This is a genomic window from Actinomadura sp. 3N407, from assembly GCF_052245875.1.
Classification (GTDB): Bacteria; Actinomycetota; Actinomycetes; order Streptosporangiales; family Streptosporangiaceae; genus Spirillospora.
Genome location: NZ_JBQQBP010000016.1, coordinates 64550 through 79044, shown reverse-complemented (window position 1 = coordinate 79044; position 14495 = coordinate 64550). Strand labels below are relative to the sequence as shown.

Sequence of the window (14495 nt, the reverse complement as noted above, 5' to 3'; positions counted from 1 at the left end):
GTGTCAGTTCCCCTCGTTCTCGCGCGCCGCCGTCCATGCCGCCGCGAAGATCGCACCGAGCCCGAGCGCCGCGAGCATCCACTCGGGCGCGGCGCCCAGCCGGTCCGACAGCGTGGTGGCCGTCCGCGCCGGGACGGTCTCGACCTGGATGTCGGGGACGAACTCGCGGGACCTGTCGATCATCCGCCCGTCCGGGGCGACGATCGCGCTGATCCCGCTGGTCGCGGCAACCAAGATCGTACGGCCATGTTCCACCGCGCGCAGCCGCGACATCGCGATCTGCTGCGGCGGCAGGCTCGTCCTGCCGTAGGTGGCGTTGTTGGTCTGCACGACCAGGAGGTTCCCGCGCGCCACGTCGCGGACCTCCTTGTCGTAGGCCACCTCGAAGCAGATGACGTCGCCGATGGTGACCGGCCCGAGCCGCATCACGCCGGACCGGGTGCCCTTGGCGAAGTCGCGCGGGATCCGCTCGAACCGGGTGATGAGCTTGGTGAGGACGTCGCGGAACGGGAGGTACTCCCCGAACGGGACGGGGTGCCGTTTGACGTAGTAGTCGCCGGGCCCGGTCTTCGGGTCCCAGACGATGCCGCGGTTCTCGACCTTCTCGCCGTCGGGGGTGTCGGTGAGGGCGCCGACCAGGACGGGGACGCCGACGTCCTTCACCGCGGCGTCGATGGCGGTGTAGGCCTCCGGCTCGGTGTAGGGGTCCAGGTCGCTGGCGTTCTCCGGCCACACCACCAGTTCGGGCTTGGGGACCTTCCCGGCGCGGACCCTCGCGGCCAGCTCGTGGGTGGCCTCGACGTGGTTGTTCAGGACGGCCTTGCGCTGGCCGAGGAAGTCCAGGCCGAGGCGCGGCACGTTGCCCTGGACGACGGCGACGGTCACGGGCCGCCCGGCCGTGGGCGTGGGGATCAGCGTCCCGCCCCCGACGACGGCCGCGATCGCGGCGAGGGCGGCGGCGACGGGCACCAGGGGACGCCATCTCGCGCGCGTCCCGGGCGCCTGCTCACCGCCGCCGCCCGTGCCGTCTCCGCCGGAGTCCTCGTCCGGGAGTGCGGTGCGGGCGGCGCGGGCGCGGTAGGCGCGGTGGGCGGCGACGGCAGCGTAGGCGAGCAGCCCGCCGATCAGGGCGGTCAGGAACGTGACCAGGGGCGCACCGCCCAGGGAGGCGTAGGGCGTCAGCGGCGTGGCGGTCTGGCTGAAGGCGAGCCGCGCCCACGGGAAACCGCCGAAGGGGACGTGGCCGCGGATCAGCTCTTCGCCGATCCACAGCGCGGCCGTCCACACCGGCCAGCCGGGAAGCCGCGCGACCATGGCGATGCCGGCGCCGAGCGGCAGGAAGTACAGGGCCTGGACGAGGGCGAGCACGATCCACGCGTCCGGGCCGATCTGGCCGATGCCCTCCAGGACGGGGACGAAGAACGCGGCGCCGCCGACGAAGCCGAGCCAGGCGGCGGTGCGGGCGGTCAGGCCGCGCAGCGCGAGGGTGAGCAGCGCGACCCCGGCGGGGGCCAGCGGCGTCAGGTCGGCGGGCGGGAAGGCGAGCCACATGATCAGCCCGGCGGCCACGGCCAGCAGCGTGCGGGGCCAGCCCGCGCGGCCGCCGCGGCGCAGGCCGTCGCTCAGGCGGGACGCCCAGCCCGGGCGCGTCCCGGCGCCCGGTTCACCCGCCGTGCCCGTGCCCGTGCCGGTGCCCGTGCTCCTGGCCGGTGACCGATCCGGGAGGGTCTCCTGGGCCACGTCCCCACCTCGTTCCCTCGTTCCCTCCCGGGAACGCTACCGGGCTCCGGCCGTCACGGCGACCACGGCCCGCAGCGGGAACGACGGCGCGCACACGGAAGGGGGGCGCGCACACGGAAGAGGGCCCGTGACACCCGTCGGGCCGGAGTCGTCCCACAGGCGGTGAGAACGAGCCTCCGTTTTCTACTGGATGTCCGGGCCCTTCCCGGGTCCAACCCCCCGCGCGATCGGGCGGCTCCGCCCGGGCACGGCTCCGGATCACCGCGCTGGCTCGGGCGGGCGCGGCGTCGACCACTCGCGTGATCCCCCGTCCCCGTCGTGGCGCGGTGCCCGGCGGCGCCTCGGGCGGCCGATCGGTGAGTCCCGTGCTGGACTGCAGCAAAACTACCGGCTTCAGCCACCTTGTCAACCGCCGCATGTTCTGCGGCGACTCCATGTTCTCCCAGCTCAGCACCATGATCGCGTGGTGTGCGTTTTCCCTGCGGAAGATCGACGATCCCGGGCGCGGCGGGCGGCGGGGGCGCCCGGTTTCACGGGCCGGGCGGGGCGACGACGACGGTTCCGGTGGCGGTCACCGCGACGATCGGGTCGGGCAGGACCTCGGCGGCCGACCCCCCCTTGTCCGGGCGGCCCCGGCACACCACGCGGGCCTCGAAGTCCATGACGCGGCTGCGGGTGCCGGCGCGGGCCAGGACGGCGGTGGTCTCCAGGACGTCGCCCGCCCTGACCGGGGCGCGGAACTGCACGTCGGAGTAGGAGGCGAACAGTCCCTCGTCGCCGTCGGCGCGGATGCACAGCTCCGTCGCCGCGTCCCCGAACAGCCCGAGGACGTAGGCGCCGTCGACCAGGTCGCCCGCGTAGTGGGCGTGGGAGTAGGGGATGTAGCGGCGGTGCGTGACCGTCAGTCCCTCGCGCGGGTCGCTCATGACTCGTCCTCCGGATCGTCGTCCCCCGCCGGGCTCTCGCCGGGGAGCAGGGCGTGCACAAGGTAGCTGGCGACCTCGGCGGGCGTGGTGCCCCTGCCGAAGATCCGGTCGACGCCCAGGTCGGCCTCGGTGACGGTGTCGAACCTGGGACCGCCGACGACCAGCAGCGGCCGTCCCATGCCGCCGGCGACGGCGGTGGGGTACTCGGCGTGGAACGCGGCGGCCATCTGCTTGGTGTTGTGCAGGTGCGCGTTGCGCTGGGTGACGACCTGCGACACCAGGACCGCGTCGGCGTCCTCGGCCTTGGCTCGCTCGACCAGCTCGGCGACGGTGACCTGGGCGCCCATGTTGACCACCTGGATCTCGCGGTAGTACTCCAGGCCCTTCTCCCCCGCGAAGCCCTTGACGTTGAGGATCGCGTCGATGCCGACGGTGTGGGCGTCGGTGCCGATGCAGGCTCCGACGACCACCAGCCGCCGGTTCAGCGCGCCGCGGATCGCCAGGTTCGCCTCCTGGGCGGTCAGCAGCGGGTAGGCGCGTTCCTCGGGGACGGGGATGGAGGCGTAGTCGACGAGGTGCCCGACCTTCCCGTACACGATGAAGAAGGTGAAGTCGGGCCCCATCGGCTTGGCGTGCACGACGCTGGCCGGTTCCAGGCCCATCTTCCCGGCGAGCTGCAGCGCGGCGGCGTCGGCGCGTTTGCCGGCCGGGACCGGGAGCGTGAACGACATCTGCACCATGCCGTCGCCGGTGGTGTCGCCGTAGGGGCGGATCACCTGGCGGGTGTCGGCGGGCTCGACCGGGGCCTGCGCGCCGGTTCCGGGGCTCTCGACGGTCATGCGGGCACCTCCTGTCCGGCTGTGTCGGCGGCGGGGCGGGCGGCGTGCGGGTCCTCGGAGTCGAGGATCTCGATCGCGGGGTTGACGTAGCCGTCGGCGCGGGCGACGACGCCGTCCAGGCCCTTGCCGCCGTCGGGCGGGCGGCGGGTGACGCCGAAGGTGCCCTCGGCGATCGCGGTGAGCAGGCCGTCGTCGCTGACGCGCTCCAGCAGCTCCACCGACTCCGACAGGACCCGCCTGGCGCGCTGGACGAGCATGCCGTCCGGGCGCGGCATGAAGTCCTCGGCGAGGCCGCCGCAGGCGTCGCGGACGTAGCGGACGTTCTCCAGCGCGAGGTCGCGGTCCGACAGCCAGGGGGTGTGGATACCCTCGGTCATCATCCCGATCAGGATGATCGACTGCCCGGTCATCACGCCGGCGAGGTTGAAGAAGGCGTCCAGCAGGTACCCGGCGAAGATGTTGCCGGTCATGTGCTTGGTCGGCGGCATGTACTTCAGCGGCGCGCCGGGGAACAGCTCCCGGACGAGCTGGGCGTGCGCGAGCTCCAGCCGGAACGACTCGGAGATCGCCGGGTTGATCTCGAAGGCGTGGCCGAGGCCGAGCTGGGCGTCGCCGAGGCCCGCCTCGTGCCCGAACCGCTCGTTCAGCAGCTGGCTGACGATCACGGTGTGCGCGGCGTCGACGGCGTCGGCGGTGGTGAGGTAGTTGTCCTCGCCGGTGTTGATGACGATGCCGGCGCGGGCGTGGATCTGCCGGGAGAAGCGCTGGTCGATGAACGTCCGGCGGGGGTTGATGTCGCGGAAGATGATCCCGTACATGCAGTCGTTCAGCATCATGTCCAGGCGCTCCAGCCCGGCGAGCGTCGCGATCTCCGGCATGCACAGCCCGGACGCGTAGTTCGTCAGCCGCACGTACCGGCCGAGCTCGCGGGACACCTCGTCCAGCGCGGACCGCATGAGCCGGAAGTTCTCGCGGGTCGCGTAGGTGCCGGCGTAGCCCTCGCGGGTGGCGCCCTCGGGGACGAAGTCCAGCAGCGACTGGCCGGTGGAGCGGATGACCGCGACGACGTCGGCGCCCTCGCGCGCGGCGGCCTGCGCCTGGGGGATGTCCTCGTAGATGTCGCCGGTCGCGACGATCAGGTAGACCAGCGGCCTCGGCGGGTCGGCCGCGTCGGGCGGCGGCAGTTCGGCCAGCAGCCGGTCGCGTTCGGCGCGGCGCCGGTCGACGCGGGCGATCCCGCCGCGGGCGGCCTCCCCGGCGGCCTCGCGGGCGTGCGCGGCGTCGGTCCCCGACGGAAGCCGGAACGACACGCGGCCCCGCGCGGCGGCCTGAGCGAGGTCGCCGAGGGTGCCGTGCGGGCCGTTGAGCAGCGCGTCCCAGACCGGGAGGGCCACGCCGTGCTCCAGGCCGACCTGGTCGCGGACGGCGTCGGCGAGGTGGTTGGCCCAGGGGCGTCCCCCGTCGTCGGCGCCGGTGAGGCCGGCCAGCCGCAGCAGGGCGCGCTCAACCGAGACGGTGGTGTGGGAGCGCGCCATGTCGATGATGGGCTCGGCGGCCCGGGCGGCCAGCCGCCGGGCGGTGCGCACCACCTCCGGGTCGAGGTCCAGCTTTCCCTGCGGCGCCATTGCCGTCTCCCCTCACGCAGCCGCCCCTCTCAGGCCGGTTCCAACAATCGTCCTTCATACCGGGTCATCTACCGGAGATCTTCCGGCATGAACACCGTATTTCACAAGAACTGGCAGTACATCTCCCTCGGGCCGCCTCCGGTGCACAGGCTCATCTTCCCTGGCCGGGCGGTCATCTCACCTCCAGGTGAGACCCAAACGGAACCCACCGGTGGCGACGATCCGTAAAACTACACTCACCGGCGGTGACGGCGGACGGCTCTCCGGGAGGGACATGATCGTTCACTGTGCGGCCGCGGGCTCCGCGGTCGCCGTGGTGATCGTCGCGAGCCGGCTGGTCCGGCGGACGCGCCGGGCCGTCGACGACCCCGACCCCGACGGCCCCACCACCTCGCACGCCGGGGCCATGCTGTCCGCCCTCTTCCTGCTGGCGTTCGCCATCGCCATCGTCGTGCCGTGGACGTCCTCGGACGCCGCGCGCTCCAACACCTACACCGAGAGCCAGGCGATCGCCGAGGCGTCCTGGGCCGCGACGCGGCTGCCCGAGGCGGACGCCCGGCACGTCCAGCGGAAGCTGCGCGAGTACGTCGACCTCGTCCGCGGCCCCGAATGGAGGCTCATGAAGAACGGACGGCTCAGCCCCCGCGGCTGGGCGGAACTGGACGGCCTGCGCCGCGACGTCATCGCGGTCGAGGCCGGCACCGACGAGCTCAAGGACGCCCGCGCCGCCGTGCTCGCGCATCTCGGGGAGATCTCCGCGGCCCGCCGGCAGCGGGCCATGGACGCGCGGTCGGCGCCGCCGGCCGGGCTGCTCGCCGTCACCGTCGTGACCGGCGCCGCGGTCGTGCTGCTGCCGTTCCTGTCGGGCGCCCGGCCGCGCGGCATGACGCTGGTGCCGCTGTCGCTGATGGCCGCGCTGCTGGCCGCCGGCACGTACCTGACCATCGACATCTCGCACGTGTTCGACGGGGCCCTGGCCGTCGGCCCGGAGGCGTTCACCGGCCTGCGGGCCGAACTGCAGCGCATCGCGGGAGGTGGCTGAGCGTGCGCCGCCGCCTGGTCCTGCCCGCCGCCCTCGCCGGCGTGTTCGCCTTCCCGCCCTGCGCGCTCGCCGACCCGTCCCCGACGCCCCAGGTCAGCGTGTGCATCGAGGTGGAGATCGGGGTGGACGCCGGGCCCGCCGCCGGCGGCTGCGCACCATCGAGCACGCCGCCGCCCACGCCGGCGCCGCCGGCGCCGCCGCCGACCGGAACACCGCCGGAACCGCCCGAGCCGCCGCCGGAACCGCCCACCGAGCCGTCAACGCCCGGGACACCGGCCCCGGAGGCGCCGCCCTCCGAGCCCCGCCCGGCGCCCGCGGCGATGGCGCCGCCCGCTCCCGCGCCGCCGCCGCGCACCCGGCCGGCCCCGCCGGAGCAGGCGGCACCGGAGCAGGCCCCGCCGAGCGAGGAGCCCGTGGCCCCGCGCGCGGTGAAGGCGCACGAACCGGCCGAGCGCCGCGATCCGCTGAGCACCTCGCTGGTCCTGGTGGTCATCGCGGTCGTGGTCAGCGCGGGCACCGCCATCGCGTTCGCCCGCTGACGCGCGTCACCTGCGGCCGACGCCGCCGAACATGAGGAACCGCTCGGGCTTGTCGTCGACCTCGCCGTCCGGACGCCACACCGGCACGTACACCAGACCCGGGTCGAGCAGCTCCCAGCCGTCGAAGAACCGCAGGATCTCAGCGTGCGAGCGGGCCACGGCCGGGGACGTCGCGCGGTCGTACAGCTTGCCGATCGCCGCGGTCTTGCCCGGCTCCGCCTCATGGGTCAGATGGGAGATCACCAGATGGCTGCCGGGGACGCCCGCGTCGCGCAGCGCGGCGACGATCGAGGCGGGGTCCTCCTCCGGCTTGACCAGGTGCAGCGCCGCGACCAGGAGGAACGCCACCGGCCGGGTGAAGTCGATCAGGGCGGTCACGCCGTCGTCGGCGAGGATCTCGCGGGGACGGCGCATGTCGGCCTGGATCACCTCCGCGCGGTCGTTGCCCGCCAGGATCGTGCGGCTGTGCGCCACCGCGACGTCGTCGTTGTCGACGTAGACCACGCGAGCGTCCGGGTTGACGCCCTGGGCGACCTCGTGCACGTTGCCCTGGGTGGGGATGCCCGACCCGATGTCGACGAACTGGTCGACGCCCGATTCGGCGATCGCGCGGACCGCGCGGCGCAGGAACGCACGGTTCGCCTGCGCGAGCTCCCGCGCCTGCGGTTCGACCCGCAGCAGCCCCGTCGCGAGATCACGATCTGAGGCGAAATTGTGGTCACCGCCGAGCAGGAAGTCGTACACCCGTGCGACGCTTGGTCTCTGACTGTCGACTTCGGGTGGTATCCACTCGGGGTCCATGCGTGTCTCTCCCTTGACCGAGGGGTGCCGTCCGCGGCGGAATCAGCGTAACGCGGGTACCGGCCGGCGGCCCCGACAAACGGGACAGTGAAGGACCGATGCCCGAACAACCCGCGACCCCGGTGACCGTCCTGCTGACCCCCGACGGCCGGATCACCGGATGGGGCGAGGGCGCCGCGCGCCTGTTCGGCCGCACCGCCGGCGAGGCGCTCGGCGCGATGCTCACCGACCTGCTCGGAAGGCCCGCCGCCGCCGAGCCGCTGACCGCCGCGCTCAAGCTCACCGCGGAGGGCCGGCCGTGGTGCGGCGTGCTGCCGCTGTCGGACGCGGGCCTGTCGGCCTCCTGCGACCCGATGACCGGCGCCGACGGCGGCACCGCCGTCGCGCTGACCGTGGCGCCGCCGTGGGCGGGCGGGCTGGAGCTGCTGAGCGAGGCGGGCCGCCGCATCGGCTCCACCCTGGACCTGCACCGCACCGCCCGCGAGGTCGTCGCCGTCACCGTCCCCCGGTTCGCCGACGCCGGCGCCATCTACGTCCTGGAACGGCTCCTCGCCGACGACGACCGGCCCGCCGCGGAGGCCGACGGATCGGCGGTCGTGCGGCGCCTGGCGGTGTCCTTCGCCGACGACGACCCCCGCGGCTGGTCCCGCGAGTTCCCCGTCAACGAGGTCATCGTCTACCCGCCGTCCACCCCCTACGCCCGCTGCCTGGCGACCGGCCGCATGGTCGAGTTCGGCGGCGACGCCGTCCAGGACACCCTCGCCCACCGCACCGGCCGCATCATCGACGGGCTCCTCGACCACGTGTCGCTGCTGGCGGTGCCGCTGGTCGCGCGGGGGCGCACGCTCGGGTTCGCGGTGTTCAGCCGCAAACGCGGCCGGCTGCCGTTCGCCTCCGCCGACGCCGCGCTGGCCGCCGAGCTCGCCGCACGCGCCGCGACGTGCATCGACAACGCCTGCCAGTACCGGCGCGAGCACAGCACCGCGACGGCGCTGAAGGCCGGGCTGCTGCCCGCCGCCGTCGCCGTCCCGCCCGGCCTGCAGATCGCGCACCGCTACCTGCCGGCCCGCAGCGGCGTCGGCGGCGACTGGTACGACGTAGTGCCGCTGCCCGGCGACAGGATCGCCGTGGTGATCGGCGACTCGGTCGGCCACGGCGTCACCGCCGCCGCGGCGATGGGGCAGCTGCGGGTCGCCGCGCACACCCTGGCGGGCTGCGAGTTCCCGCCCGGCGAGGTGCTGGAGCGGCTGGACCAGATCGCGCAGGGCCTGGACGCCGCGCAGTTCGCCACCTGCCTGTGCCTGGTCTGCGACCCGGCGACGCTGCGCTGCGAGCTGGCGTGCGCCGGCCATCCGCCGCCGCTGCTGGCCCTGCCCGACGGGACGGCGCGGCACTTCCCCGTCCCGGACGGGCTGCCGCTCGGGGTGTCGGACGAGGCGCACCCGCCCGTGTACGGGCAGGCGCCCGCGGCGATCCCGCCGGGCGCCACCCTCGCCCTCTACACCGACGGCCTGGTCGAGAGCCGGATGCGCAACGTGGACGAGGGCATCGCCCGGCTGGCGTCCGCGCTGGTCGCCTCCCGGTCCGCGAGCCTGGAGGAGACCGCCGACGGCGTCCTGGCACTGCTGGAGGACCAGCAGGGCCACGACGACATCGCCCTCCTGCTGATCCGCCCGGACCTCCCTGAACCGGGCGGGCAGGCCTGACCGGGCGGCCCCCGCTCTACAGGCCGGGGATCTGGTGGTTGCGGAAGGCGTCCACGAAGTACTTGTGGTCGTCGCGGACGATCTCGGCGTACTGGGTGCCGAACGCGATCATGGCCTCGACGAACGCGGACTCGTCGGTGCCGATCACCGCGTGGATGGCGTCCTCGACCTGGAAGCCGACCAGGGAGTGGTCGGAGTCGGTGTCGGACACGCAGTGGACCTTGGCGGTGGCGCGGCCCAGGTCGTCCAGGACCGACAGCATCTCCTCCGGCTCGGTCAGGCCGCCCCAGTCCAGGTCCTCCTCGTAGGGGGACAGTTCCTGGACGACGTAGCCGACGCCGTCGATCTGGGTGTGGCCGAGCCACGGGTCGCTGTTGGCCTGCAGCGCGCGGCGCGACACCGCGGTGCGGTGCCCGTGGTGGCGGAAGTACTCGCGGATGCGGGCGTCGTCGACGACACGGCTGGGGGCGGCGACGTTGCCCTGCTTCATCGACAGGATGACGTCGTTCTCCAGCGCCTGGGTGTTGCCCTCCACCAGGATGTTGTAGGCCGACAGCCCCGCGGAGCCGATGCCGAACCCGGACGCGCCGACGATGTCCTTGACCTGGTAGGTGAGGCTCCCGAAGCGCTTGTCGGCCGGGATGGTCGTCAGGTACTCCCGGTAGGCCGCCTCGACCTTGGCGTGCTCGGCGTCGTCCAGGCGGCGGACGCCGGCGCGGTCGCGGAACCTGCGGTCGGGCCCGTCGACCTCGGTCATGCCCTCCAGCAGGCCGATCCGGGTGCCGCCCATCGCGGCGACCAGCACGTCCCGGATGTACCCGCCGGTGGTGTCGAGCGTCAGCGCGAACTTCTCGTCGCCCTCGTGCGCGGCGAACCTGCGGACCTGGTCGACGTAGGCGCGCACGTAGGTCTCGATCAGCCGGCGGATGTCGGCGTCGGAGATCGCCTTCTGCCACGCCAGCAGCGCCAGGCTCGCGACGAGCCGCTTGACGTCCCAGGTGAAGTGGCCGACGTAGGCCTCGTCGTAGTCGTTGACGTCGAAGACGAACACGCCGTCGTCGTTCATGTAGGTGCCGAAGTTCTGCGCGTGCAGGTCGCCCTGGATCCACACGCGGCCGGTGCGCTCATCGGCCCACGGGTCGCCGTCGTGGACGATGTCGGCGTAGAACAGGCAGGCGCTGCCGCGGTAGAACGCGAACGGGTCGGACGCCATCTTGCGGAAGCGGCGGCGGAACTCGGCGGGGCTGCGCTCCATGAGGTCCGAGAACGCGTCGACCAGGACGTCGACGATCTGCGCCTGACGCTCCTTGGGGTCCCGCCCGCGCAGGTCCTCGGTGATGCTCGCCATGCTCGGCTCTCCCTCGATGATCGGGTGATCCCCGCCGCTGCCGGGGCTTTCCCGGTCATTGTGCCGAATCGCGCCCCGTCCTGGCGGTGAACAGCGCGCGAACCGCCGGTTCGGATCGGACCAGGTCCAGCGCGGTCTCGGCGTGCCCGGGGACGTAGCCGTTCCCGATGAGCATCGTGACGTCGGCGGCGAGACCCTCGGCGCCGAGCGCGGCGGCCGGGAACGACGTCGCCATCGAGAAGAACACGACGGTACCGCCGGGCGCGGTCGCCAGGATCGCGCCGTGCTCGCAGCCCGGCACGTCCACGCAGACGACGGTGACGTCGGCGGGGCCGCCGTGCGCGCCCTCGATCGCCGCGGCGACGGCGACGGGGTCGCGGGCGTCGGCGCGGACGACGGCGTCGGCGAGGCCGGTGGCGGCCAGCCGCTCCTCCTCCGCGGCGGTCGGCACGAGGCCGATCACCCGGGACGCGCCGGCGCGGCGGGCCGCGGCCAGCGACAGCGAGCCGCTCTTGCCGGCCGCGCCGAGCACCGCCACGGCGGGGGCGCCGTCGCGGGATGCGACGACGCGGTGGGTGAGGGCCGGGGCGCCGCACACGTCCATGACGGCGAGGGCCAGCGGGACGGGCAGGTCGTCCGGCAGCACCGCGGCGATCGACCGGGCGAACAGGATGGCGTGCCCCCGCGCGGGGACCTGCTCCGACAGCCCGTCCCAGCGGGCGAGGCCGTCGGTGATCGACAGCGGGGTGAGGGTCAGCGACACGAGCGTGGCGACGCGGTCGCCGGGGCGCAGCCCGAGCGGCGACTCCGGGCCGGCCTCCTCGACGACGCCGACGAGCATGCCGCCCGACCCGGTCGCGGGGTTGTGCATCTTGCCGCGCTCGCCGACGATCCGCAGCACCTCGGCGCGGATCGCGTCCGGGTCGCCGCCGTGCGCGGTGTGCAGCTGCCGGTAGGACGCGGCGTCCAGGTTGAGTCGCTCGACGCCGATGCGGACCTCGTCCGGCCGGATCCGCGGGTCGGCGTCCAGCCGCCGCGCGGCCTGGGGCAGCACGCCCGCGGGCTCCAGCACCCGGTGCAGCCCCACCGCCGTGCCGGTGCCGCCGCCGTCGCTCATCGTCGTCCCGTCCTCTCCCTGAGCCCGGATGGTCTTACGCAAGATATAGCGGGTACCACTGGTTCTAACGGAAGTCTTCCCGTAACGTCGGCCCTATACAAGATTTTTATGCGATCAATGAGGCGAGGAGGCGGTCGACGATGACCACTGCCCTGCACCCGGACCAGGACGCGGCCGTCCTTTCCGAAGAGACCGCACGCCAGCCGTACGCCTACCGGCGGCGGCCCCTGGTGGAGCCCGACTGGCGGCGCCTGCCTGGCTGGCGCGACGTCACGCGGGACGAATGGGAGTCGGCGCAGTGGCAGCGCGCCCACTGCGTGAAGAACCTGCGGCAGCTCCGCCAGGTCATGGGCGACCTGCTGGACGAGTCGTTCTACGCCGATCTGGAACGCGACCAGGCCGAGCGCGCGACGATGTCGATGCTGCTGCCGCCGCAGATGCTCAACACGATGGACTCCTCCTCCACCGAGGCGTTCCACGCCGACCCGGTCCGGCGCTACATGCTCCCCGTCTTCAGCGACCGCCGCACCGACTGGCCGTCCCACCCTTACGCCGCCCGCGACTCGCTGCACGAGGCCGAGATGTGGGCCGTCGAGGGCCTCACCCACCGCTACCCCACCAAGGTCCTCGCCGAGCTGCTGCCGACGTGCCCGCAGTACTGCGGCCACTGCACCCGCATGGACCTGGTCGGCAACTCCACCCCGAACGTCGACAAGCACAAGTTCACGATCAAGCCGCCGGACCGGCTCGGCGCCATGCTCGACTACCTGCGCCGCACCCCCGGCGTCCGCGACGTCGTCGTCTCCGGCGGCGACGTCGCCAACATGCCGTGGGCGAGGCTGGAGTCGTTCGTCGACTCGCTGCTGGACATCGACAACATCCGCGACATCCGCCTGGCCAGCAAGGCGCTCATGGGCCTGCCGCAGCACTGGCTGCAGGACGACGTCCGCGCCGGGATGGAACGGCTCGCCGCCAAGGCGCACGAACGCGGCGCCCAGATCGCGATCCACACCCACGTCAACGCCGCCCAGTCGGTGACGCCCCTCGTCGCGAAGGCCGCCCGCGCGATGCTCGACACCGGCATCCGCGACGTCCGCAACCAGGGCGTGCTGCTGCGCGGGGTCAACGACTCCCCCGCCGCGCTCCTCGACCTGTCGTTCGCGCTGCTCGACGAGGCCGGCATCATGCCGTACTACCTCTACATGTGCGACATGATCCCCTACAGCGAGCACTGGCGGCTCGCGGTCTGGGAGGCGCAGGAGCTCCAGCACGCCATCATGGGCTACCTGCCCGGCTTCGCCACCCCCCGGATCGTGTGCGACGTCCCCTACGTCGGCAAGCGCTGGGTGCACCAGCTCGCCGGCTACGACCGCGAGCGCGGGGTCTCCTACTGGACGAAGAACTACCGCACCGGGCTGGAGATGTCCGACCCCGACGCGCTGACCAGGCGGTACGAGTACCACGATCCGATCTACACGCTGCCGGAGCGGGGGCGGGAGTGGTGGCGGGAGCAGTCCAGGGCCGCGTGATGGCCCGCGGCGACCGCCCGGCGCCTTTACGTTGTAGATCAGATATGGGACGGCCTATCCTCGTGCGGATGACATCCGACCCGATCGCCCGGTTCCCCGCCGGCGCGGCCATCACCGCCGCCGACCTGGAGGACGACCCGCATCCGCATCTCGCGCGGCTGCGGGCGCGCGAGCCCGTCTCCTGGCTCCCGGCGCTGGACGGCTGGCTGGTGACCTCCCGCGACCTCGCGCTGCGGGTGATGCGCGACGCCGCCGCCTTCACCGTCGACGACCCGCGCTTCTCCACCGCCCAGGTCGTCGGCCCGAGCATGCTGTCGCTGGACGGCCCCGCCCACACCCGCCACCGCGACGCGTTCGCGCGCCCCTTCCGGCCCGCCCGGACCCGCGAGCGGTTCACCGCGTTCGTCGAGGCCGAGGCCGGCCGGCTCGTCGGCGGCCTCGCGCCCGCGGGCCGCGCCGAGCTGCGCCGCGACCTGGCCGGGCCGCTGGCCGTCGCCGTCGTCACCGAGGCGCTGGGCCTGGACGGGGTGGACGCCGCGACCGTCCGGTCCTGGTACGGCGCGTTCGTCGAGGCCGTGTCCGCCATCACCGCGGGCGGCACCGCCCCGGCGCGCGCGGACGAGGCGTACCGGCTGCTCGGCGCGGCCGTCGAGGAGGCGATCACCGCGTCGCGTCCCGGGTCGCTGCTCGCCGAGGCCGCGCGCGACGAGGCGCCGCCGGCCGGGCCCCGCCCCTTGGACACCGCCGAGGTCGTCGCGAACGCGGCGATCCTGATGTTCGGCGGCATCGACACCACCGAAGGCATGATCGCCAACGCCGTCCTGCACCTGCTCGGCCATCCCGACCAGCTCAGGCTCGTCCTGGACGACCGGGGGCTGCTGCCCGCCGCGATGGAGGAGTCGCTGCGGCTGGAGCCGTCGGCGTCGGTCGTGGACCGCTACGCCGCCCGCGACACCGAACTCGGCGGGACGCCCGTGCGCGCGGGCGACCTCGTGCGGGTGTCGATCGCCGGGGCCAACCGCGACCCGGACGTGTTCCCCGCCCCGGACCGCTTCGACGTGCGGCGGGACAACGCCGCCGAGCACCTGTCGTTCGCGCACGGCCCGCACTTCTGCTTCGGCGCCCATCTGGCCCGCCTGGAGGCCCGGACGGCCCTCACCGAGCTGCTGGACCGGCTTCCGGGACTGCGGCTCGACCCGTCCCGTCCCGCACGGCCGCACGGCCTCGTGTTCCGCAAGCCGACGCGCCTGGACGTCCTCTGGGACGCCTGACGGCCGCTTCCG

The 14495-nt window shown here is 73.7% G+C and carries 12 protein-coding genes; 5 read left to right on the top strand and 7 right to left on the bottom strand.

Going from position 1 to position 14495, the window contains the following annotated elements; translation table 11 throughout:
• Positions 1-3: 3 nt before the first annotated feature.
• From lnt to ACTWPP_RS32875, 4 genes are all read right to left on the bottom strand, one after another.
• Complete coding sequence (gene lnt, locus ACTWPP_RS32890; RefSeq protein WP_443108285.1) at positions 4-1740, bottom strand: apolipoprotein N-acyltransferase; 1737 nt, start codon at positions 1738-1740, stop codon at positions 4-6.
• A gap of 530 nt (positions 1741-2270) precedes the next feature.
• Positions 2271-2666 (bottom strand): hotdog fold domain-containing protein, encoded by a 396-nt coding sequence (locus ACTWPP_RS32885; RefSeq protein ID WP_443108284.1) that lies wholly within the window; start codon positions 2664-2666, stop codon positions 2271-2273.
• Positions 2663-3505: an OAM dimerization domain-containing protein gene (locus ACTWPP_RS32880; protein ID WP_443108283.1), complete on the bottom strand. Its 843-nt coding sequence runs from the start codon at positions 3503-3505 to the stop codon at positions 2663-2665. Before ACTWPP_RS32880 ends, ACTWPP_RS32885 begins: the two co-directional genes overlap by 4 nt.
• On the bottom strand, positions 3502-5130 hold the full coding sequence (locus ACTWPP_RS32875; RefSeq protein ID WP_443108282.1) for a lysine 5,6-aminomutase subunit alpha TIM-barrel domain-containing protein: 1629 nt from the start codon (positions 5128-5130) through the stop codon (positions 3502-3504). Before ACTWPP_RS32875 ends, ACTWPP_RS32880 begins: the two co-directional genes overlap by 4 nt.
• A 274-nt stretch (positions 5131-5404) precedes the next feature.
• On the opposite strand from ACTWPP_RS32875, the gene ACTWPP_RS32870 reads away from it, so the two are divergent.
• The gene (locus ACTWPP_RS32870) at positions 5405-6172 is read left to right on the top strand and encodes a bestrophin-like domain (RefSeq protein WP_443108281.1); all 768 of its coding nucleotides are present in this window, start codon (positions 5405-5407) and stop codon (positions 6170-6172) included.
• 2 nt (positions 6173-6174) lie between these two features.
• A complete protein-coding gene (locus ACTWPP_RS32865) occupies positions 6175-6711 on the top strand; it encodes a hypothetical protein (protein WP_443108280.1) in 537 nt (178 codons plus the stop codon).
• 6 nt (positions 6712-6717) lie between these two features.
• Here the strand turns inward: ACTWPP_RS32865 and ACTWPP_RS32860 are convergent, their stop codons facing one another.
• Positions 6718-7512: an SAM-dependent methyltransferase gene (locus tag ACTWPP_RS32860; RefSeq protein ID WP_443108279.1), complete on the bottom strand. Its 795-nt coding sequence runs from the start codon at positions 7510-7512 to the stop codon at positions 6718-6720.
• 98 nt (positions 7513-7610) lie between these two features.
• Between ACTWPP_RS32860 and ACTWPP_RS32855 the strand changes: the two genes are divergently transcribed.
• A complete protein-coding gene (locus ACTWPP_RS32855; protein WP_443108278.1) occupies positions 7611-9218 on the top strand; it encodes a SpoIIE family protein phosphatase in 1608 nt (535 codons plus the stop codon).
• 16 nt (positions 9219-9234) lie between these two features.
• Here ACTWPP_RS32855 and ACTWPP_RS32850 read toward each other — a convergent pair whose 3' ends face one another.
• Together ACTWPP_RS32850 and ACTWPP_RS32845 are read right to left on the bottom strand one after the other, a co-directional pair.
• Positions 9235-10566 (bottom strand): DUF2252 domain-containing protein, encoded by a 1332-nt coding sequence (locus tag ACTWPP_RS32850; protein ID WP_443108277.1) that lies wholly within the window; start codon positions 10564-10566, stop codon positions 9235-9237.
• Positions 10567-10621: 55 nt separating this feature from the next.
• A complete protein-coding gene (locus ACTWPP_RS32845) occupies positions 10622-11725 on the bottom strand; it encodes an L-erythro-3,5-diaminohexanoate dehydrogenase (protein ID WP_443108276.1) in 1104 nt (367 codons plus the stop codon).
• A gap of 98 nt (positions 11726-11823) precedes the next feature.
• Here ACTWPP_RS32845 and ACTWPP_RS32840 point away from each other — a divergent pair, with 98 nt between their 5' ends.
• Together ACTWPP_RS32840 and ACTWPP_RS32835 are read left to right on the top strand one after the other, a co-directional pair.
• On the top strand, positions 11824-13212 hold the full coding sequence (locus ACTWPP_RS32840) for a KamA family radical SAM protein (RefSeq protein WP_443108275.1): 1389 nt from the start codon (positions 11824-11826) through the stop codon (positions 13210-13212).
• 68 nt (positions 13213-13280) lie between these two features.
• On the top strand, positions 13281-14483 hold the full coding sequence (locus ACTWPP_RS32835) for a cytochrome P450 (protein WP_443108274.1): 1203 nt from the start codon (positions 13281-13283) through the stop codon (positions 14481-14483).
• The last annotated feature ends 12 nt before the right edge of the window (positions 14484-14495 follow it).